We start from the raw sequence: 18,693 nt of genomic DNA on the forward strand, positions 1-18,693 counted from the left end.
TATCCGTTACGGGCTTACATTGCGTCTCTCTATCCTCCGCCGGTCACGGTCGATCCCGTGGCCGGGTTTGACGACCCGTGGAACAGGCGCGATCGCGCCGATGGCGTATGCGAAAACGGCGTAGCGTTTTTTGCAGGCCCCCGTGCGCAGTTCGATCCATCTGCCACGCTTCATGGCGGATCGCGCGGGGAGGCCTTCGGGCCTGCCGGTACCTGTTCCCGGTTCGTCAACCCCGCGCGGTCCGCCTCCCTTCGTTTGACGACGTAGCGGCGGACTCCCCCTCTCTGAACAGGAGTTCCCAGCATGCATGATGCCTATACCGCCACCACCTTCCTCCGCCACAACCGTCCCCTGCGCGGCCTGCTGATCGATGACCAACCCTGGTTCGTCGCCCACGACCTGGCGCGGCTGCTCGGGCTGCATCATCCACAGGCGCTGGCGCGGCGGCTGGATGCGCACGAGGCGCGCTCGGTGCTGTTGTGCGCGGCCTCCGGCGCCGAGGAGTGGCTGGAGGTGGTCAACGAGGCCGCGCTGTACAAGGCGCTGATCCGCTTCGGTCACCCGGAGAACCGAGCCCTGGGGCGTTGGCTGGGCGAGCAGGTGATTCCGCTGCTGCGCGACCAGGGCCGCGTCGATCCGCAACGGCCCCGGCGGGTGCTGATGAGCTGGCGCTCGCAACGGGTGACGCTGCTGGACTGGCAGGGTGAGCTATGGGTGCCGCTGCAGCAATTGCCCACCTTCAGCCCTTGCAGCGGCGAAGGAAGTGGCTGGCTGGGGCGCCTGCGAGCTTCGCTCTAGCCTGCGTATGCGAACGGGGCCGCCTGGTTTTGTCGTCATCCGGCAGGCTGCGGCCACAGCCTGCCGGTCAGGAAAGGCTTGCCCTGGCGGCTGGACGTGGCAAGCTAGCGGCCCTCCCGTCCACCCCTTCCGCATCATGTCGCTCAATCGCAAAGTCGTTCTCGCGGGCGTGCTCATCGTGGCCTGGCTCGGCATCCTGTTCGCCGCCTTCTGGTCGTTCCACGGCCGCTACCTGCGCAGCTATCCCGATACCACCCAGCTGTTCGATGGCCAGGTGCTGCAGCTGCCGGCGCAACTGGCCGGCCCGGGGCACATCCGCGTGGTGCATTTCTGGGACCCGGAATGCCCGTGCAACGTCGCCAACCAGCAGCACCTGGCCTCGCTGATCAAGCGTTTCGAACCCCAGGGCGTGGATTTCTACGCCTACCGCAAGCCCGGCACCCAGGGCCGCCTGGCCAGCGAGCTGTGGGGTCTGAAGCCGCTGCCGGAATTCCCCTCGCCGCCGCCCATCGCTGCCAGCCCCTCGGTGGCGGTGTGGGACCGCGACGGCAAGCTGGCCTACTTCGGCCCCTACAGCGAAGGCGCCACCTGCACCTCGGCCAACAGCTTCATCGAGCCGGTGATCCAGGCGCTGGTCGAAGGCCGCCAGGTGAAGTCCCCCAGCACCCTCGCCACCGGCTGCTACTGCGACTGGTAACGGCGCTGGGCGTGACGTAGGGCGAATAACCGTTCGCGGTTATCCGCCGATACACCGGGGGCTCAATCAACGCCAAGATCAACCCCGGAGCCGCCGGGGACCAAGGCCAAACGGCGGATAACGCCGTAGGCGTTATGCGCCCTACACCAGCCCTGACCGTGGCGTAGGGCGGATAACCGTTCGCGGTTATCCGCCGATACACCGGGGTCTCAATCAACGCCAAGATCAACCCCGGAGCCGCCGGGGACCAAGGCCAAACGGCGGATAACGCCGTAGGCGTTATGCGCCCTACGCCGGGCCCGACCTTGACGTAGGGCGAATAACCGTTCGCGGTTATCCGCCGTTTGACCTTGGCCCCAGGGCGCGCCGGATTCGAACCCGAAGCTCCCGTTTCCGAGCGCTCCAGGCTTGACCAGGAGGCCTGCGTCGAGATGGGTGTAACGGCGTACAGCCGCGAACGGTTGTACGCCCTACAGCGTCAGCGTGAAACGCTCCACCAGCGCCCCCGGCAGCAACTGGGTGGCCGCGCTGCGGCGTCCGTAGGTGTTGGTGTCGATGCGCAGCGAGCGTTCGCGGGTCAGCGCCTGCAGGTGTTCGCCGAGCAGGCTGTAGAGGCTGTTGTCGAAGCGCATGCTGGCCAGGGGCGTGACTATCCGGCCGTCTTCCACCCAGAAGCTGGCGAAGCGCGTCATGCCGGTGATGCGCGCGGCGGCCAGGTCCGAGTAGTTCAGGTACCAGAGGTTGCCGATGTACAGGCCGGTGCCCAGGCGCGCCAGCACTTCGTCCTCGGGCAGTTCGCCGGCGGCCATGACCAGGGACTGCGGTGTCTCGTGGCTGTTGGCGCCGTAGGCGGGCAGGTTGAACTCCTTCGCCGAGCGCGGGCTGACCAGTTGGCCGACCATGCGCCCGCCTTCGATCAGCGCCTGGTCGCGGCGCAGGAAGCCGTCGCTGTCGAACAGCGGTTCCAGGCCGGCGCTGGCCGCTTCCTCCAGGCTGACCTGCGGCGACAGGCTGGCATGGCCCAGGTGCAGCGACAGCAGCGGGCTCTGGCGGGTGGCCAGTTCGCGGGCGGAGAAGCCGCCCCAGCACAGCAGCGAGATGATTTCTTCCAGCGCCGCTGGCGCCAGGTAGGCGCGGTAGGCGCCGGGTTGCAGCGTGCGCCGTGGGCGCTGCAGGTAGGCCAACTGCTCGCGGGCGCGGGCGAAGGCCTGGCCCAGGGCGGCGGCATTCCAGTCGCGCGCGGCGTAGGTGGTCTTCACCGCCTCGCCGTTGCTGGCGAACAGGCTCCAGTCCAGGCTGGCGCTGCCGGCGGCGTGCCAGCCGAAGCTGCCGCGGGTGTTGGCGAAGCCGCGGTACAACGGGCCGCCGGCGTAGATGCCGACCAGGTCCAGGCCTTGCGCCTGGGCGTCTACCTGGTCGATCACCTCGCGGACTTCCGGCAAGCGGCCGGGGGCTTCCTGGATGTGGGTCCAGGGCTCATCTTCCAGCAGCAGGTACGGGTCTTCCGGGACCACTTCCAGGGTGCCGCGCAGTTGTTCCAGGCCTTGCTGCAGGCGCTGGCGGTCTTCCTCCGCGCTGCCGGTCAGGCTCAGCTCCAGGCTGGCGTGGCGTGCGCCGCGGATCAGCCGCAGCTGCGCCTCGATCTGCAGCACGCGGGTGGCCTGGCGCACCCGGGCGTGGTTGAAGCGTACGAAGTCGGAATCCTCGGCGGCGAGCCACAGGCTGAATTCCTCGTCGCCGCGCAGCCGGCCCTTGAGCCAGTCGGCGAGTTCGCGCAGGTGGTCGGGGGACAGTCGCAGTTGCATCAGGCCTGCCCTCCGAACACGGTGATGTCCTTGAACACGCAGGCCGGCGAGGCGTGGCCGACGGTGATCGCCTGGTTGGGCTCGCCCTTGCCGCAGTTGGCGGTGCCCAGCACGCTGAGGGTGGAGGCGTCGCCCACCGCGCCCAGGCTGCGCCAGAACTGCGCGGAGATGCCGCGGTAGTTGGGGTTGCGCACCACGCCGGCGAGTTCGCCGTTCTCTATCAACTGGCCCCATTCGCAGCCGAACTGGAATTTGTTGCGCGCGTCGTCGATGGACCAGGAGCGGTTGGTGGCCATGAGGATGCCTTTCTCGATGCCGCCGATCAGTTGCGCCAGGCTCTGGTCGCCGGGCTCGACGTTGAGGTTGGCCATGCGGTCGATGGGCGCGCGGTTCCAGCTGCTGGCGCGGCTGTTGGCCACCCCGGCGAGCTGGCTGCGGGCCTGGGACAGGGCGCCGCCCAGGGGGCGCTGGAGGATGCCGCCGGCGATCAGCAGCTGGCGCTCGGCGGGCGTGCCTTCGTCGTCGTAGGCGTAGCTGGCCAGTTCGTCGGGCACGTCCGGGGCGAAGCTGACGTTGAGCAGCGGCGAGCCGTACTGGTAGTGGCCGAACATGTCCGGCGTGACGAAGCTGGTGCCGGCGTAGTTGCGCTCGTCGCCGAGGATGCGGTCCAGCTCCAGCGGGTGGCCGATGGATTCGTGGATCTGCAGGATCATCTGGTCGGGCATCAGCAGCAGGTCGCGGGTGCCTTCCGGGGTGTTGGGCGCCAGCAGCAGTTGCAGGGCCTCGTCGGCGACGCGCGCGGCGGCGCCGGCGAAGCCGCTGTGCAGCACCACCTCGGCACCGCCCTGGCGCGCCACGTCGAAGGTGCGCGTCTGGCTCTGGCGGCCGTCGAAGGCGGTCACCGAGAGCCAGGGGTAGAGGCGCTGGGTCTCGTGCAGCAGGTCGCTGCCGTGGCGGTCGAGGTACAGCTGTTGCTCGCGCACCACGCGCAGGCTGGCGCTCCAGTCGACGATGCGTTCCTCGCGCGGCACCGCGGCGCATTCCGCGCGCAGCAGGTCCAGCCATTGCGCCAGATCCGGCAGCGGGGTGTCGAGGTTCGGGCTGCTGCGCCGCTGGCGGCCGAGGTCGGCGCCGGCCTGGGCCGGGCGCGGCAGGGCACGGGCGGCGATGCCGGCGGCAAGCTGGCGGGCGCGTTCGAAGGCCTGGCGCAGGCCCTGTTCGCCGAGGTCGCTGGTGGCGGCGAAGGCTTCCACGCCATCGACCTCGGCGCAGAGCATGGCGCCCTGGTCGAGGCCGTGGCGCACCGGGTCGGGTTGGTCGCGGGTCACGCCGCAGTCGAGGCTGTGCCGCTGCACCAGGCGCAGGGAGCGGAAGGCCGGGTCGTGGCGCAGAGTGGAAACGAAGTGGCGCAGGGCCGCATGCAGGCTGTCGGGCATCCGGGGGCTTCCTGGGGAGGGGCGAACCTTGGATTGTGCTCCTGCCGCAAACTTCATTGCCAGTGTGAAAAAGGGGGAGGGGCGGAGGGGATGGCTTTGGCTTTTGGGCTTTTTGGCTTTTCGTAGGAGCGAGCTTGCTCGCGAACAGGGGTTACCGGTGGCGTAGGTGTTGGGTTTCAGAGCGCCCTCTCCCCAACCCTCTCCCTGAAGGGAGAGGGGGCTGTCCTGAGTGGGCTGGAGGTTAGGCACCGTCCTTACACATCGTCATTTCTGCGAACGGTTGTATGACCTATGGAGATGGGCCTGGCGTAGGGCGGATAACCGTTCGCGGTTATCCGCCGTTTGACCTTGCTCCCCGGCGCGCCTCGGTTACGGGTAATGCTCCAGCAGATAACGCAGCGACGCCGGCAACATGGGCCCATGCCCCAGACCATCGAACCGCTGGTACTGCACCTGCAGGCCCGGCACCTTGGCCAGGTCGGCGCTCAGTTCGCGGGCCGGGCGTTCGGCGTCGCCTTTCAGCGGGCCGCGTGGGTTGCCCGGTTCGTCGCCGCCGCGCATCAGCAGCAGGCGCGGGCGGCTTTCGCCCAGGCGCTGTTGCAGGCCGGCGGCTTCGCGGACGATGGCGCCGTCGTGCCACCACAGCGAGGGGCTGGCGGCGGCGTAGGCGCTGAACTCGCCGGGGCGGGTGAACAGGGCGTGGAGCACGGCCAGGCCACCGTAGGAGTGGCCCCAGAGGGTCTGCCGGCTGGCGTCGATGGGGGCGACGGCGGCGACCATGGGGCGCATGCGTTGGCGCAGCAGGTCGAGGAAGGCGTCGACGCCGCCGCTGGGCTGGCCGGTCAGCGGGTCGAGTTGCCTGGCCTCGCCGGGCAGCGGCGGGGTGTAGTCGTAGGTGCGGGCGTTGCGTTCGATGCGCTGCTCGGTCTGGTAGCCGACCGCGACCAGCAGCGGCGCCTGGCCGCTGGCGAGCCTGTCCAGGCTGGCGGCATCGAGCGCGCCGAGGGCGGCGTTGCCGTCGAGCATCCACAGCACCGGGTAGCCGGCGCCGGGCGCCGGGCGCTCGGGCTTGCCGACCCACAGGCGGTAATGGCGCTGGCCGTCGGCGGAGTCGAGGTCCAGTTGGGTGAAGCGGTAGGCCAGGTCCTGGCGTTGCAGCAAGGTGGTGTCCATCTTCTGGTCCGGCGCCGGTTGCGCCAGGGCCACCGGGGCCGGCGCGGCCAGTGCCAGCGCCAGGACCAGGGGCAGGGTGGTGGTTTTCATCAGGCTATCTCGTCTGCCGGCCCCCGCCGGGAGCGGGGCCGGGTGGTCCTCAGAAGGACGCGGTCAGGCTGGTGTAGAGGGTGCGGCCGGGCTCGTTGTAGGTGGCGGCGCCGGCGCCGGCGATGTTGGCCACGCCCTGGGCGTTGCCGGCGCGGTACAGGCGCTTGTCGAAGATGTTGTCGACGCCGGCGGTGACGCTGAGGTTCTTGCTGAGCTTGTAGGTGCCGCTGGCGCCGGTCAGCGCGTAGGGCGAGAGCTGGTCGTTGGCGCTGCCGGTCACGCGGTTGCCCTGGTAGTCGTACTTCTTCGGCTTCTGCTTGCCGTACCAGGCCACGCTCAGCTGCAGCGAGAGGTCGTCGCTGGCCTGCCAGTCGAGCATGGAGTTGAGGGTGTACTTCGGCGTCACCGAGAGCACGTCGCCGGTTTCCTTGTTCTTCGACTGCAGCATGTAGGTGAAGTTGTTGTTCCAGGTCAGCTGCGCGGCCAGCGGGATGCTCAGGGTGCCTTCCAGGCCCTCGACCAGCGCCTTGGGCACGTTTTCCCACTTGTAGATCGAGGCGTTGGCGTAGCTGCCGGTGCCACCGCTGGCGTTGCCCACCGGGGTCAGGCCGGAGTCGATCTTGTTCTTGTAGTCGTTGCGGAAGTAGGTCAGCCCGGCGACCCAGCCGTCGTCCTTGAACTCGATGCCCAGTTCCTTGTTGACGCTGGTCTCGGCCTTGAGGTTCTCGTTGCCCTGCAGGTAGCAGCTGGTGCTCTGCCCGTAGCAGCCCTGGCCGCGGCTGTAGAGCAGGTAGTCGGGGTTGAGCTGGTACAGGTTCGGCGCCTTGTAGGCGCGGGCGATGCCGGCCTTCAGGGTGAGGGTGTCGGTCAGCGCGTGGGACAGGTTGAGCGACGGGCTCCAGTTGTCGCCGACGATGCTGTGGTGGTCGAAGCGCAGCGCCGGGGTGAGCATGGTGCCGGGCAGTATCTCGATGTTGTCTTCGGCGAACAGCGAGAAGATCTGCGCCTGCGAGGTGGTGTCGCGGCCGCTGCTGGTCAGGCCTGCGACCGAGCCGCCCTCGGTGGTGGTCTGGGTGTTGGCGCTGGGGTCGTCGAGCTTCTGCTGGTTCCACTCGCTGCCCAGGGTCAGGGTCTGGTCGCGCCAGGCGTGCAGCGGCAGGTTGACCTCGCCGTGGGCGGTCAGGTCGCGCAGGGTCGAGGTGTAGAAGTCGGTGTTGCTGAAGATGCCCTCGGTGCCGCCGGCCAGGCCTTCGTTGATGCGGCTGTTGCGCGTCTTCTCGTACTGCAGGTAGGCCATCGAGCTGCCGAAGTCCCAGTCGCCGCGGTGGGTGAGCGAGTAGTTCTCGCGGTACATGATGTTGGTCTCGTGACCCAGCATGCTCTTCACGTTGGCGTTGCTGTTGGTGTTCTGGGTGTCGCCGGTGTAGATGTTGCCCTGGCGGCTGAAGCCGCTTTCGAACTCGAGGCTCTGGTTGGGCGCCAGTTTCCAGTTCAGTTGGCCGTTGATGTCCTTGTTGCGCACGCCTTCGCGGCCGGCGGGGAGGGTGCCGGCCTGGTTGCCGGTGCGCGCCGATTCGTGGCCGGCGTTGATGTCCCAGTCGTCGGCGTCGGTCTTGGCCAGGTTGCCGTAGACGCGGTAGCTGAGGGTATCGGTCAGCGGGCCGTTGAGGCCGAAGCTCACGCGCTTGCTGGCGCCTTCGTCGCCGTGCTGCGGGAAGTTCTGGTAGACGGTGAGGTTGCCGTGGGTTTGCTTGGCCGCCTGCTTGGTGATGATGTTCACCACCCCGCCCATGGCGCCGGAGCCGTAGCGCGCCGCCGCCGGGCCGCGGATGACTTCGATGCGCTCGACCTGGTCGGCCGGCACCCAGTTGGTGTCGCCGCGGGTGTCGCGCTCGCCGCGCCAGCCGTAGCGCACCGAGCTGCGGCTGCTGACCGGCTTGCCGTCGACCAGGATCAGGGTGTTCTCCGGGCCCATGCCGCGGATGTCGATCTGCCGGTTGTTGCCGCGCTGGCCGCTGGTGGAGTTGCCGGTGAGGTTGACCCCCGGCATGGTCCGGATGATCTGCGACAGGTCGTTGGCCGGCGGGCGCTTGGCGATGTCCTCGGCGGTGATGACGGACACGCCCGGGGCCTGCTTGGTTTCTTCCTGGGCGGTGGCGACCACGGTCTGGCTGTCCAGTTCGACGGGCTGCTCGTCCTGGCTGGCGGCGTGGACGGCGCTGGCCAGCAGGCAGCTGGACAGCAGCAGGAAGGGGACTAGGGGTTGGGCACGGGACGACATCTTCGATCTCCGGAAGTTCAGCCTGAAGGCGAGAGATCGAAGATGATAATTACTCACAATTGCGAGTAAAGCGCATTAACTTTCTAAACACTTCCAGGCCGCCGGCAACAGCAGGTGCAGGCACAGGCCGGGGTGGGCGTTGGTGGCCCACAGGCGGCCGCCCTGCAGCTCGATGGCGCGGCGGGCGATGGCCAGGCCCAGGCCGAAGCCGGCGCCGCTGCCTTCCAGGCGCTGGTAGGGCTCGAAGATGCGCTCAAGGTCGGCCTCGGCCACGCCGGGGCCCTGGTCGCGCAGGCACAGGTGCCAGTGCCGGCCTTCGCGCCAGCCGTCGAGGCTGACTCGGCCGCCCGCCGGCGAGTGGCGGATGGCGTTGCGCAGCAGGTTCTCCAGGGCCTGGGCCAGGCTGTCCAGGTGCACCTGCACGCTGCATTCGGTGCCCAGCGAGCAGGGCAGGCGCGCGGGCTCCCAGCCGCTTTCGAAGCAGGCGTCCTCGCGCAGCGCTTCCCACACCGAGAGCACCAGCACCGGTTCGGTGGGCAGTTGCGGGCGCTCGGTGTCCATCCAGGCCAGGTCGAGGGTGTCTTCCAGCAACCGCTGCATGTCGGCCACTTCGCGGCCCAGGCGCTGGCGCAGCTGTTCGGGCGGCAGCTCGCCGTCGTGGGCGATGCGCAGCCGCGCCAGGGGCGTGCGCAGTTCGTGGGACAGGGTGCGCAGCAGCAGGCGCTGCTGGGCCAGGCTCTGGCGCAGGCGCGCGGCCATGTGTTCGAAGGCCTGGGCCAGTTCGCCCAGTTCGTCGCGGCGCTCCTGCAGCGGCAGGCCGGGGCTGTCGAGGTCGTCGGCGCGCAGGGCGTCGGCGCGGTCGCGCAGGCGGTTCAGCGGCACCACCAGGTGGCGGTACAGGGCCAGGCCCAGCAGCAGGGCCAGCAGGGTCGGCGCCACGCCGTGGGTGATGACGTGGGTCCAGGGCGTCAGGCCGCTGGGCAGCAGGCGCTCGGGCAGCTGGATGACCAGGCGGCCGTCCTCGGGGCGTTCGGGGAACTCGATGCTGACGTAGGGCAGCTCGTCCTGCAGGCGCCGGCTCATGGGCCAGTCGAGCTTGCGCATGAAGGTCAGGTGGCTGGCCTCCTCGGCGCTCAGCGGCGTGGTGCCGAGGCTTTCCAGGCGCGGGCCGACCAGGGCGACCCAGGTGTCTTCCTCGCGCTCCAGCTGGCGGCGGAAGGCTTCGGCGCCGGCCGTGCCGCCCTGGCGCCAGGCCTGCTCAGCCTGCTGGGCGTAGCGCGCGAGGTAGAGGCGGTCGGCTTCGTCGAGGAAGTAGGTGCTGCGTTCCACCGACAGGCCCCAGTTCCAGATCAGCCAGGTCAGCGTCAGGCAGAAACCCACCTGCAGCAGGGCCAGCTTCCACAGCAGCGGGTGGCGGCGCATCAGGCGCCGTCCGTTTCGACCAGCACGTAGCCCTGGCCGCGCACCGCCTGGATCTGCAGGTGCTGCGCGCCGATGGCGGCGAGCTTGCGGCGCAGGTTGCAGACGTGCACGTCCAGGCCGCGGTCCAGGCGGGTGTAGGCGCGGTGCAGCACGCTCTGGTAGAGGAAGGCCTTGCTCAGCGCTTCGCCGGGGTGTGCGCGCAGGGTCGCCAGCAGGCGGTACTCGGAGCCGGTGAGGCCGGCGGCGCGGCCCTGGTGGGTGACGTCGCGGGCCTCCTCGTCGAGGGTCAGCTCGCCGTCCCGGGGGGCCTCGGCCGGGCGCCGGTCGAGGGCCACGCGGCGCAGCAGGGCGTCGACCCGGGCGTCCAGCTCGGCCAAGCTGAAGGGCTTGGGCAGGTAGTCGTCGGCGCCGCGGGTGAAGCCGCTGATGCGGTCCTGCTCGGCGCCCAGGGCGGACATCAGCATCACCGGCACGGTCTGCCGGCGGCGCAGTTCGTCGAGCAGGCTGAGGCCGTCGACGCCGGGCAGCATGATGTCCAGCAGCACCAGGTCGAAGCGGCCCTCGCGCAGCGCGGCCAGGCCCTGGGTGCCGGTCTCGCAGGCGCGCACGGCGAAGCCGCGGGCCTGGAAGTGGCGTTCCAGGGCCGGGCGCAGGTGGGCGTCGTCTTCCACGAGGAGTAGTTGCGGTGACACGTGATCAGCCATGAATGAGAACAAAAAGCAATTGCAAATGATCCCACTGGCGGTGGGGGCGGGGCAATGGTTGGGTGCTGGCATTTCGTCGCATCTGAGGTGCTGGGGGGATGGTGCTTTTCGTAGGAGCGAGCTCACGAACAATGGCGTCAGGTCTTGCTCCGGAGCGATGTCGAAGCCCGTCCCCTCTCCCCAGCCCTCTCCCTGAAGGGAGAGGGGGCTTGTCCGTGCCGAGAGGAGGGCGGTTTCAGCCTGTAGCCACCGTGCCTGCCGGCTGACTCCAGAACATCCGTGTCTGCCCAACGGTCCCCTCTCCCTTCAGGGAGAGGGTTAGGGAGAGGGTGCTCTCAGTCTTGGCGCCGAAGTCCCCGGAAGACCCATTCGCGAGCAAGAACTAGGCGTCCCCCTCGCTCCTACGAAGAGCAGGCTCGCACCCGACTGGCCCCAACGATCAGTGGCGTGCCGCTGTACGGATCGCTCAACAACGTACAGCGCACGCCATACAGCGCCTCCACCAGCTCCGCCGTCACCACCCGGGCCGGCGCGCCTTCGGCCAGCACCTGGCCGCCTTTCATCGCCACCAGGTGGTCGGCGTAGCGGCAGGCGCTGGACAGGTCGTGGACCACCATCACCACCGTCTTGCCGGCTTCGGCCAGGTGGCGGATCAGTTCGAAGACCTCGATCTGGTGGCCCAGGTCCAGCGCCGAGGTGGGTTCGTCGAGCAGCAGCAGCGGGGTGTCCTGGGCGATGGCCATGGCGATCCAGGCGCGCTGGCGCTGGCCGCCGGACATGGATTCCAGCGGCCGCTCGGCCAGCTCGCCGAGGTCGGCGGCGGCCAGGGCGGCGTCCACCACCTGCTGGTCCTCGGCGCTCCATTGCTGGAACAGGCCCTGGTGCGGCTGGCGGCCGAAGCGGATCAGCTCGGCCACGGTGAGGCCGTCCGGGGCGCTGGCGTCCTGGGGCAGCAGCGCCAGGCGCCGCGCCACTTCTTTCGACGGCAGGCTGGCGATGGCCTTGCCGTCGAGCAGCACGGCGCCGCCGCTGGGCTTCTGCAGGCGCGCCAGGCCCGCCAGCAGGGTGGATTTGCCGCAGCCGTTGGGGCCGACGATGGCGGTAACCTGGCCGGCCGGCAGGCGCAGGTCCAGGCCTTCGATGATCGGCCGCTTGCCGTAGGCCATGCACAGGCCGCGGGTTTCCAGCGGGGCGACGGGGTTCGGGTTCATGGCTGTCTCCCGGAGGGTTGGCGCAGGATGATCCACAGCAGGTAGGGCGCGCCTATCACCGCCATGACGATGCCCACGGGGATTTCGATGGGCGCCAGCAGGGTGCGTCCCAGCCAGTCGGCCAGCAGCGTCAGCAGGGCGCCGGCCAGGGCCGCGTTGAGCACCGGCACGCCGTGTTGGCCGCCCAGGTAGCGCGCTGCCTCGGGGGCGATCAGCGCCACCAGGCCGACCGGCCCGGCCACCGCCACGGCCAGCCCGGTGAGGGCCACGCTCAGCGCCAGGGTGGCGATGCGCATGGCGCCCAGGCGCACGCCCAGGCCGATGGCGACGCTGTCGGAGAAGCGCATCGTCGTCAGTGGCCGCGTCAGCAGGCGCGCCGCCGGCAGGCCCAGGGCCAGGCCGCCGGCCAGCAGCCACACGGCCAGCGGCGGGCGGGCGTTGAGGCTGCCGACGGTCCAGGGGTAGGCGGCGTTGGCCGCGTCTATGTCGGCGCGGGCCAGCATCAGGTTGGTCAGGGCGCCGAACAGCGCGCCTATGCCCAGGCCGACGACGATGAAGCGATAGCCGCGGGCGCCGGCCCCGGCCGCGAGCAGGAAGGTCAGCGCGGCAGCGCTGGCGGCGCCGGTCAGGGCCAGCGCGGAGGGCGCCAGGCTGGTCGGCACCGCGACTATGGAGGCCACGGCGAAGGCGGTGGCGCCGTTGTCCAGGCCGACCATGCCCGGGGTGGCCAGGCGGTTGCGCGCCAGGGTCTGCATCAGGCAGCCGGCGGCGCCCAGGGCGGCGCCGCTGAGCAGGCCGGCGAGCAGGCGCGGCAGGCGCAGTTCGCGCACCAGCAGTTGCTGGAAGGGGTCGCCCTGGCCGAGCAGGGCGGCGATGGCCTGGCCGGCGCCGAGGCCGTCGCCGCTCAGGCAGAACACGAAGGCGGCGGCCAGTGTTGCCAGCAACGCCAGGCCGACCATGAGGCTGCGGCGGTGCCAGAGCAGCGACAGCCGGCCCAGGCGCAGCAGGCCGTAACCGTGGGGAGAGGGCGCGTTCATTGGCGTTGCAGCGTCGGCAGGCGGTGCGAGCGCACCACGGCGATGAGGATGGGCGCGCCGACGAAGGCGGTGACCACCCCTACCGGCATCTCGTAGGGGCGCACCAGCAGGCGCGCGATTATGTCGGCCAGCAGCAGTACGCAGGGCCCCAGCAGCAGGCACAGGCCGAAGCAGCTGCGGATGTCGCTGCCCACCAGGCGGCGGGCGATGAAGGGCACGATCAGACCGAGGAAGGCGATGGGGCCGGCGGCGGCATTGGCCGTGCCCACCAGCAGCGCCACCGCCAGCAGGGTGGCCAGGCGCACCCGCTGCGGGTGGTGGCCGAGGCCGCTGGCCACGCGTTCGCCCAGGGCCAGGGCGGCCAGCGGGCGGACCAGCGGCAGCGCCACCAGCAGGCCGAGCAGCAGCCCCGGCAGGCTCCAGTGCAGGGTGTCCAGCGGCCGGCCGGCGAGGCTGCCGACCACCCAGAAGCGCACTTCGTCGGCGGTGCGCTGGTCCCACAGCAGCACCAGGCTGCTCAGGGCGGTGAGCAGGCCGGAGAAGGCCACCCCGGCCAGCACCAGGCGCACCGGGTCGTCGCCCACCCCGCGCAGGCGCGACACCGTCAGCACCAGCAGGCAGCCGCCCAGGGCGCCGAGCACGGCCACCGCCAGGTTGAGGCCGGCGGCGGTGGCGCCGAGGTTGATCGCCAGGGTCACGGCGAAGGCCGAGCCGGCGCTGACGCCCAGCAGGCCGGGCTCGGCCAGCGGGTTGCGCGTCACCGATTGCAGCAGCAGGCCGGCGGCGCCCAGGGCCACGCCCACCAGCAGGGCCAGCTCGGTGCGCGCCAGGCGCAGCACGCCGACGACGAAGCGGGTGTCTTCGTCGGCGCCGCCGAACAGGGCTTGCAGGCTGGCCCAGGGCCCGGCGTCGCCGGCGCCCAGCAGCAGGCTGGCCAGGCACAGCAGCAACAGAAGCGAAGCCGCCAGCCCGAGGGCCAGCGGCAAGGGCAGGCGCGCGGGCAGCATCAGTTGGCCAGCGCCTTCTCCACGTCATCCAGCACCTGCTGGGCGGCCAGGTAGCCGGAGCTGCTGCTCCAGATCTGCCCGTCGACGCTGGCCAGGTGCCCGGCCTGCACCGCTTTCAGGCGGGTGAAGGCGGGTTGCTGGCGGGCTTCGGCCAGGGCCTTCTCGCCGTCGGGGTTGAGGGTGGCGAGGAAGATCCAGTCGGCATCGGCCTTGGACAGGTTCTCCAGGCTGAGGATGTCGGTGTGCGGGCGCTGGGTCTGCTGCGCCGCCAGCGGATTGGGCCGCAGGCCCAACTGGTCGAGCAGCTGGCCGGCGAACAGGTGGCTGGACATCATGATCGGCCCCTGCGGGTTCCAGCGCACCACGCTGAGGCTGGTGTTGGCCGGCAGGCGCGGGCGCAGCCCGGCGATGCGCTGGTCGAGTTCGTTCAGGCGCTGCTCGGCCTCGGCGTTCCTGTCCAGGGCCGCGGCATAGGTGCGGAAGGCTACGCGCCAGTCGTCCAGGGCGCCGCCCTTGGGCACCACGGTGGGCGCCATCAGGCTGAGCTTGGCGTACTGCTCGCGGGTCAGGCCGGGGCTGGCCAGGATCAGGTCCGGGCGCAGCTTGAGCACGGCTTCCAGGTTGACCTCGCGCACGGTGCCCACCAGCGGCAGCTTGCCGGCCTTGGCCTTGAGGTATTCGGGAATGTCGCTGCCGCCGCGGCTGGCCAGCGCGCCCAGGGGTTGCACGCCCAGGGCGAGGGCGGCGTCCAGGGTGTTCTCGCCCAGGGCCACTACGCGCTGCGGGTGGTCCTTGACCTGCACCGGGCCGAAGGCGGTGTCCAGGGTGGCGGCGCTGGCGCCGGTGGGGTGGAGGAGCAGGAAGGCGCTGGTGACGGCGGCGGCCGCACTGGCCAGCAGGCGGCGGGAGAGGGGAAGGGCTCGGGCGTGCATGAAGGTTTTCCTGATGCGCCGAAAGTGGCGGGCGGGTGGAAAATGCCCATAGATACGACAGAAGCGAGTTGGAATCACTCGCATTTACCGTTTTTTTACAACTGCGATGATTTGTGTCAAAGCCGCGCGGCAGAGCGCCGTGCGGTTCGCCCAGGTCAGTGGCCGGCCCACACTGCCCGGGGAATGCACACCTGGCCGTCGAACAGCAGGCGTGCGCTGCGCACCAGGCCGCAGCCGGCGATGCGCCCGTCGTGCAGGCGGATTTCCACGCTGAATTCGCCGCTGGGATGTTCCACCGCCAGGCGCCGCACCTCGCCTTCGCCAGCGTGAGCGACGTCTTGCGCTACCGAGCCTTGCACCAGGCAGGCACTGGCCACGCTCACCGCGCCGAACACGCCGATGGAGGCGTGGCAGCGGTGCGGGATGAACGAGCGGGTGTTGATCGCCCCGCCCTGGCGCGGCGCCGAGACCAGGCACATCTTCGGCACGTTGCGCTGGCCGACGTCGCCCAGGTTCATGCGCGGGCCGGCCTGCAGGCGGATGGATTCCAGGCGTGCCTTCAGCTCGGTATCGGCGTCCAGTTCCTCTCGGCTCTCGCAGCCGCTGCGGCCCAGGTCCTCGGCGCGCAGCAGCACCACCGGCATGCCGTTGTCGATGCAGGTGACTTCGATACCGTCGAAAGTGTCGCGGACGTTGCCGGTGGGCAGCAGGGCGCCGCAGCTGGAGCCGGCCACGTCGGCGAACTCCACCACCAGCGGCGCGGCGCTGCCGGGCACGCCGTCGATGCGCGTGTCGCCGGCGTATTCCACCTCGCCATCGGGCGTGAGGACGTGCGCCACGGCGATCTGCCCGGTGTTCTCCATGAAGATGCGCACCGCCGTGCTGGCGCCGCGCACCGGCACCAGGCCGCGCTCGATGGCGAAGGGGCCGACGCCGGCGAGGATGTTGCCGCAGTTCTGCCCGTAGTCCACCCGCGCCTCGTCCACCAGCACTTGGGCGAACAGGTAGTCGACGTCGGCGTCGTCGCGGCGCGAGGCGCGGACGATGGCGACCTTGCTGGTCAGCGGGTCGGCGCCGCCGAGGCCGTCGATCTGGCGCTTGTCCGGCGAGCCCATCACCGCCAGCAGCACGCGCTCGCGCAGGACCGCATCGGCGGGCAGGTCGGTGCTGAGGAAGTAGGCGCCCTTGGAGGTGCCGCCACGCATGAGCAGGCAGGGGATGCGGGTCTGGCCCATGTTCAGCCTCCCAGTTCGTCGAGGCTGTCCACGTAGCGCAGGCCCTTGGCGGCCAGGCGCGGGCGCATCTCGTAGATGTCCAGGCCGAGTTCGCCGGCGGCCAGGCGCAGGCGCTTCTGTTCTTCCAGGTCGGCGCGCTTGCGCGCGGCTTCCAGCACCTGGGCCGCTTCGCCGTGGCGCACCACGACCACGCCGTCGTCGTCGGCGACGACGATGTCGCCGGCGTTCACCAGTTGCCCGGCGCACAGCAGCGGCAGGTTCACCGAGCCGAGCACCTCCTTCACCGTGCCCTGGGCGTTGATGGCCTTCGACCAGACCGCAAAGCCCATCTCGCGCAGGGTGTGGCTGTCGCGGATGCCGGCGTCTATCACCAGGCCGCGCACGCCGCGGGCCTTGAGCGAGGTGGCGAGCAGGTCGCCGAAGTAGCCGTCGCTGCACGGCGAGCTGGGCGCCACCACCAGCAGGTCGCCGGGGCGGCACTGCTCGACGGCGACGTGGAACATCCAGTTGTCGCCCGGCGCCACCAGCACGGTCACCGCGCTGCCGGCCACCGCCACGCCCTGCTGGATCGGGCGGATGCCGGTGTTCAGCAGGCCCTTGCGGCCCTGGGCCTCGTGCACGGTGGCCACGCCCAGGCGGCCGAGTTCGTCGATGGTTTCCTGCGCGACACGCGGGATGTTGCGCACCACGATGCCGGTCTTGCCGATCAGCGCGCTCATGCCAGGTTCTCCGTCACGCGCGGGAAGATGCTCTGGAAGCCTTCGGCGTAGACGATGTTGCGCGTGCTGGTGATGCCGACGTTGCGCTTGGCCTGCACGCCGCGCTGCAGGGCGACGCGGGTGTAGTACTCCCACAGGTGTTCCTGGCCGGCCATGCACTGGATGGCGGCGTACTTCCTGTCCCACACGCCGGTGATGTCGAGGAAGGTGTCCGGGCGCCATTCGCACTGCTCCGGCTGGTGCGGCTCGAAGGCGTACACCGGCGGCGCGCCGACGATCTTCTCGCCCGGCTTGTAGCCCTCGGCCTGGGCGATGATGCGCGCCTCCTGGGCGAGGTTCATGGCCAGCGGGTGGTCGTAGTTGTACGGGTCCTTCAGCGAGTGGCTGAGGACGAATTCCGGCTGCACGCGGCGGAACACGTCGGCCAGGCGGAACAGGGTGTCCTTGTCGGCGCGCATCGGGTAGTCGCCGATGTCGAAGAACTCGACGCTGGCGCCGAGGATTTCGGCGGCGGCCAGGGCTTCCTCGCGGCGCGCGGCCTTGACCTTCGCTTCGCTCATCTCGCCCTTGCGCCACAGCTTGGCGGATTCGCCGCGCTCGCCGAAGGACAGGCAGACGATGTGCACGGCGTAGCCCTGCTCGGCGTGCAGGGCGATGGCGCCACCGGCGCGCCAGACGAAATCGGCGGAATGGGCGCTGACCACCAGGGCGGATTTTTGTGCTGCGTTCATGTGGGTGGGCTCCGGTTGGGAATGTGTCGAGGATGTCACCGAGGGCCGTGGCGGACTAATGCGTTCAGTTGTTGGAGGTATGCGTTCTGCTTATTGCGCTTGTCCGGAGGGCTGGGCATAGTCCCGTCGGAGTAGGGCTGCGCGCCGGGAGGGGATATGAGCGACTTCGAGCTGCCGAACCTGATGCAGGTCCGCGCCTTCGTCCGCGTGGCGGACCTGGGCAGTGTGTCGCGGGCCTCGGAAGCGCTGTTCCGCGCGCAGTCGGTGGTCACCCGCGCCATTTCCGAGCTGGAGGCGCGGCTCGACGCGCCGCTGTTCGAGCGCCACGCCAACGGCATGCGCCTGACCGACTACGGCGACTGCGTGCTGCCCCGCGCGCGCCGCGTGCTGGCCGAGCTGGAGAGCGTGCCCAGGGTGCTGGGCGCGGCGCCGGTGGAGCCGCTGTACCTGTTCCAGGGGCGGCGCCTGGAGGTCTTCGTCAAGCTCTGCGAGACGCGCCACATGCAGACCGTGGCCAGCCACTTCGGCCTCAGCCAGCCGGCGGTCAGCTCGGCGCTCAAGGTGCTGGAGGGCGGCTGCGGCCGGCCATTGTTCGAGCGCACCCCGCGCGGGCTGCAGCCGACGCGGGCGAGCCACGAGATCCTCTTTCCGATCCGCCGCGCGCTCAACGAACTGCGCCACATCGAGACCGACCTCAGCGCCATGCGCGGCAGCCTGCGGGGCGTGGTGCACGTCGGCGCGCTGCCGCTGGGGCGCACGCGCATCCTGCCCGAGGCCATCGTCCGCCTCACCGCCGAGCATCCCGGGGTGCGGGTGATCACCAACGAAAGCCCGTTCGACCTGCTGGCTACCGAGTTGCGCGCCGGCGACCTGGACTTCGTCTTCGGCGCCCTGCGCTCGGCGGACTACGCCAGCGACCTGGCCGGCGAGGCGTTGCTCACCGAGGAAATGGTGCTGCTGGCGCGCCGCGGCCACCCGCTGCTGGAAGGCCCCCGCGAGCTGGCGGAACTGCAGCAGGCGCGCTGGGTATTGCCGCGCGCGGGCTCCCCGGCCCGGGGCCTGCTCGACGCCTGCTTCGCCGCCTCGGGCATGGCCGCGCCCTGGCCGGTGGTGGAGAGCGGCGACCTGGCGACCATCCGCGGCCTGCTGCTGCGCTCGGACATGCTCGCGGCGGTGTCGGCGCACCAGCTGGAACACGAGATAGCCTCCGGCGAGCTGTGCCGCCTGCCGGTGCAGCTGCAACAGACCACCCGCGCCATCGGCCTGACCTGCCGCAGCGGCTGCCTGCATTCGCCGGTGTCGGCGGCGTTGATGCAGAGTATCCGCGAGGTGATCCAGGAGACAGGGGCCCATACCCTGTAGGCGCAACTGTCTTGCGCCGAGGTGCTCTTCGTAGGATGGGTTTCGCAAGCTCA

16 protein-coding genes are annotated in these 18,693 nt (G+C 70.3%); 3 read left to right on the forward strand and 13 right to left on the reverse strand.

Annotation, left to right across the window (positions count from 1 at the left end; all coding sequences use genetic code 11):
- Positions 1-303 precede the first annotated feature (303 nt).
- Positions 304-798 (forward strand): BRO-N domain-containing protein, encoded by a 495-nt coding sequence (locus tag PcP3B5_RS06755; protein ID WP_043272468.1) that lies wholly within the window; start codon positions 304-306, stop codon positions 796-798.
- Between the two features lie 136 nt (positions 799-934).
- Positions 935-1,495, forward strand: a complete 561-nt coding sequence (locus PcP3B5_RS06760) for a DUF6436 domain-containing protein (RefSeq protein WP_061560859.1) — start codon at positions 935-937, stop codon at positions 1,493-1,495.
- 470 nt (positions 1,496-1,965) lie between these two features.
- Here PcP3B5_RS06760 and PcP3B5_RS06765 read toward each other — a convergent pair whose 3' ends face one another.
- The 13 genes from PcP3B5_RS06765 to galB form a co-directional block, all read right to left on the reverse strand.
- Positions 1,966-3,300, reverse strand: coding sequence for a TldD/PmbA family protein (locus PcP3B5_RS06765; RefSeq protein WP_061560860.1), 1,335 nt, complete (start codon positions 3,298-3,300; stop codon positions 1,966-1,968).
- Complete coding sequence (locus PcP3B5_RS06770) at positions 3,300-4,736, reverse strand: TldD/PmbA family protein (protein ID WP_061560861.1); 1,437 nt, start codon at positions 4,734-4,736, stop codon at positions 3,300-3,302. Before PcP3B5_RS06770 ends, PcP3B5_RS06765 begins: the two co-directional genes overlap by 1 nt.
- Positions 4,737-5,105: 369 nt before the next feature.
- Positions 5,106-5,999: an alpha/beta hydrolase gene (locus tag PcP3B5_RS06775; RefSeq protein ID WP_061560862.1), complete on the reverse strand. Its 894-nt coding sequence runs from the start codon at positions 5,997-5,999 to the stop codon at positions 5,106-5,108.
- Positions 6,000-6,048: 49 nt separating this feature from the next.
- The gene (locus PcP3B5_RS06780; protein WP_061560863.1) at positions 6,049-8,280 is read right to left on the reverse strand and encodes a TonB-dependent siderophore receptor; all 2,232 of its coding nucleotides are present in this window, start codon (positions 8,278-8,280) and stop codon (positions 6,049-6,051) included.
- Between the two features lie 75 nt (positions 8,281-8,355).
- Entirely contained in the window at positions 8,356-9,702 is a 1,347-nt protein-coding gene (locus PcP3B5_RS06785) for a HAMP domain-containing sensor histidine kinase (RefSeq protein WP_061560864.1), read from the reverse strand.
- On the reverse strand, positions 9,702-10,394 hold the full coding sequence (locus PcP3B5_RS06790) for a response regulator transcription factor (protein WP_141766164.1): 693 nt from the start codon (positions 10,392-10,394) through the stop codon (positions 9,702-9,704). Before PcP3B5_RS06790 ends, PcP3B5_RS06785 begins: the two co-directional genes overlap by 1 nt.
- A gap of 413 nt (positions 10,395-10,807) precedes the next feature.
- Positions 10,808-11,617: an ABC transporter ATP-binding protein gene (locus tag PcP3B5_RS06795; RefSeq protein WP_043272474.1), complete on the reverse strand. Its 810-nt coding sequence runs from the start codon at positions 11,615-11,617 to the stop codon at positions 10,808-10,810.
- Positions 11,614-12,654 (reverse strand): FecCD family ABC transporter permease, encoded by a 1,041-nt coding sequence (locus PcP3B5_RS06800; RefSeq protein WP_043272475.1) that lies wholly within the window; start codon positions 12,652-12,654, stop codon positions 11,614-11,616. The genes PcP3B5_RS06795 and PcP3B5_RS06800 overlap by 4 nt, the downstream gene beginning before the upstream one ends.
- Complete coding sequence (locus PcP3B5_RS06805) at positions 12,651-13,661, reverse strand: FecCD family ABC transporter permease (protein ID WP_203228539.1); 1,011 nt, start codon at positions 13,659-13,661, stop codon at positions 12,651-12,653. The genes PcP3B5_RS06800 and PcP3B5_RS06805 overlap by 4 nt, the downstream gene beginning before the upstream one ends.
- The gene (locus PcP3B5_RS06810; protein ID WP_061560865.1) at positions 13,661-14,593 is read right to left on the reverse strand and encodes an ABC transporter substrate-binding protein; all 933 of its coding nucleotides are present in this window, start codon (positions 14,591-14,593) and stop codon (positions 13,661-13,663) included. The genes PcP3B5_RS06805 and PcP3B5_RS06810 overlap by 1 nt, the downstream gene beginning before the upstream one ends.
- 155 nt (positions 14,594-14,748) lie before the next feature.
- Positions 14,749-15,828, reverse strand: a complete 1,080-nt coding sequence (locus tag PcP3B5_RS06815; RefSeq protein WP_061560866.1) for a 4-oxalomesaconate tautomerase — start codon at positions 15,826-15,828, stop codon at positions 14,749-14,751.
- Positions 15,829-15,830: 2 nt separating this feature from the next.
- On the reverse strand, positions 15,831-16,547 hold the full coding sequence (locus PcP3B5_RS06820; protein ID WP_009618359.1) for a 4-carboxy-4-hydroxy-2-oxoadipate aldolase/oxaloacetate decarboxylase: 717 nt from the start codon (positions 16,545-16,547) through the stop codon (positions 15,831-15,833).
- Positions 16,544-17,278, reverse strand: a complete 735-nt coding sequence (gene galB, locus PcP3B5_RS06825) for a 4-oxalmesaconate hydratase (protein WP_061560867.1) — start codon at positions 17,276-17,278, stop codon at positions 16,544-16,546. The genes PcP3B5_RS06820 and galB overlap by 4 nt, the downstream gene beginning before the upstream one ends.
- Before the next feature lie 156 nt (positions 17,279-17,434).
- On the opposite strand from galB, the gene PcP3B5_RS06830 reads away from it, so the two are divergent.
- A complete protein-coding gene (locus PcP3B5_RS06830; RefSeq protein WP_061560868.1) occupies positions 17,435-18,640 on the forward strand; it encodes a LysR family transcriptional regulator in 1,206 nt (401 codons plus the stop codon).
- Positions 18,641-18,693: the final 53 nt, after the last annotated feature.

Source organism: Pseudomonas citronellolis (assembly GCF_001586155.1).
Lineage (GTDB): Bacteria > Pseudomonadota > Gammaproteobacteria > Pseudomonadales > Pseudomonadaceae > Pseudomonas > Pseudomonas citronellolis.

Coding starts and splice junctions, on each gene's coding strand:
- PcP3B5_RS06755 (WP_043272468.1), top strand. CDS start 304: ATGCATGATGCCTATACCGCCACCACCTTCCTCCGCCACAACCGTCCC.
- PcP3B5_RS06760 (WP_061560859.1), top strand. CDS start 935: ATGTCGCTCAATCGCAAAGTCGTTCTCGCGGGCGTGCTCATCGTGGCC.
- PcP3B5_RS06765 (WP_061560860.1), bottom strand. CDS start 3,300: ATGCAACTGCGACTGTCCCCCGACCACCTGCGCGAACTCGCCGACTGG.
- PcP3B5_RS06770 (WP_061560861.1), bottom strand. CDS start 4,736: ATGCCCGACAGCCTGCATGCGGCCCTGCGCCACTTCGTTTCCACTCTG.
- PcP3B5_RS06775 (WP_061560862.1), bottom strand. CDS start 5,999: ATGAAAACCACCACCCTGCCCCTGGTCCTGGCGCTGGCACTGGCCGCG.
- PcP3B5_RS06780 (WP_061560863.1), bottom strand. CDS start 8,280: ATGTCGTCCCGTGCCCAACCCCTAGTCCCCTTCCTGCTGCTGTCCAGC.
- PcP3B5_RS06785 (WP_061560864.1), bottom strand. CDS start 9,702: ATGCGCCGCCACCCGCTGCTGTGGAAGCTGGCCCTGCTGCAGGTGGGT.
- PcP3B5_RS06795 (WP_043272474.1), bottom strand. CDS start 11,617: ATGAACCCGAACCCCGTCGCCCCGCTGGAAACCCGCGGCCTGTGCATG.
- PcP3B5_RS06800 (WP_043272475.1), bottom strand. CDS start 12,654: ATGAACGCGCCCTCTCCCCACGGTTACGGCCTGCTGCGCCTGGGCCGG.
- PcP3B5_RS06805 (WP_203228539.1), bottom strand. CDS start 13,661: ATGCTGCCCGCGCGCCTGCCCTTGCCGCTGGCCCTCGGGCTGGCGGCT.
- PcP3B5_RS06810 (WP_061560865.1), bottom strand. CDS start 14,593: ATGCACGCCCGAGCCCTTCCCCTCTCCCGCCGCCTGCTGGCCAGTGCG.
- PcP3B5_RS06815 (WP_061560866.1), bottom strand. CDS start 15,828: ATGGGCCAGACCCGCATCCCCTGCCTGCTCATGCGTGGCGGCACCTCC.
- PcP3B5_RS06820 (WP_009618359.1), bottom strand. CDS start 16,547: ATGAGCGCGCTGATCGGCAAGACCGGCATCGTGGTGCGCAACATCCCG.
- galB (WP_061560867.1), bottom strand. CDS start 17,278: ATGAACGCAGCACAAAAATCCGCCCTGGTGGTCAGCGCCCATTCCGCC.
- PcP3B5_RS06830 (WP_061560868.1), top strand. CDS start 17,435: ATGAGCGACTTCGAGCTGCCGAACCTGATGCAGGTCCGCGCCTTCGTC.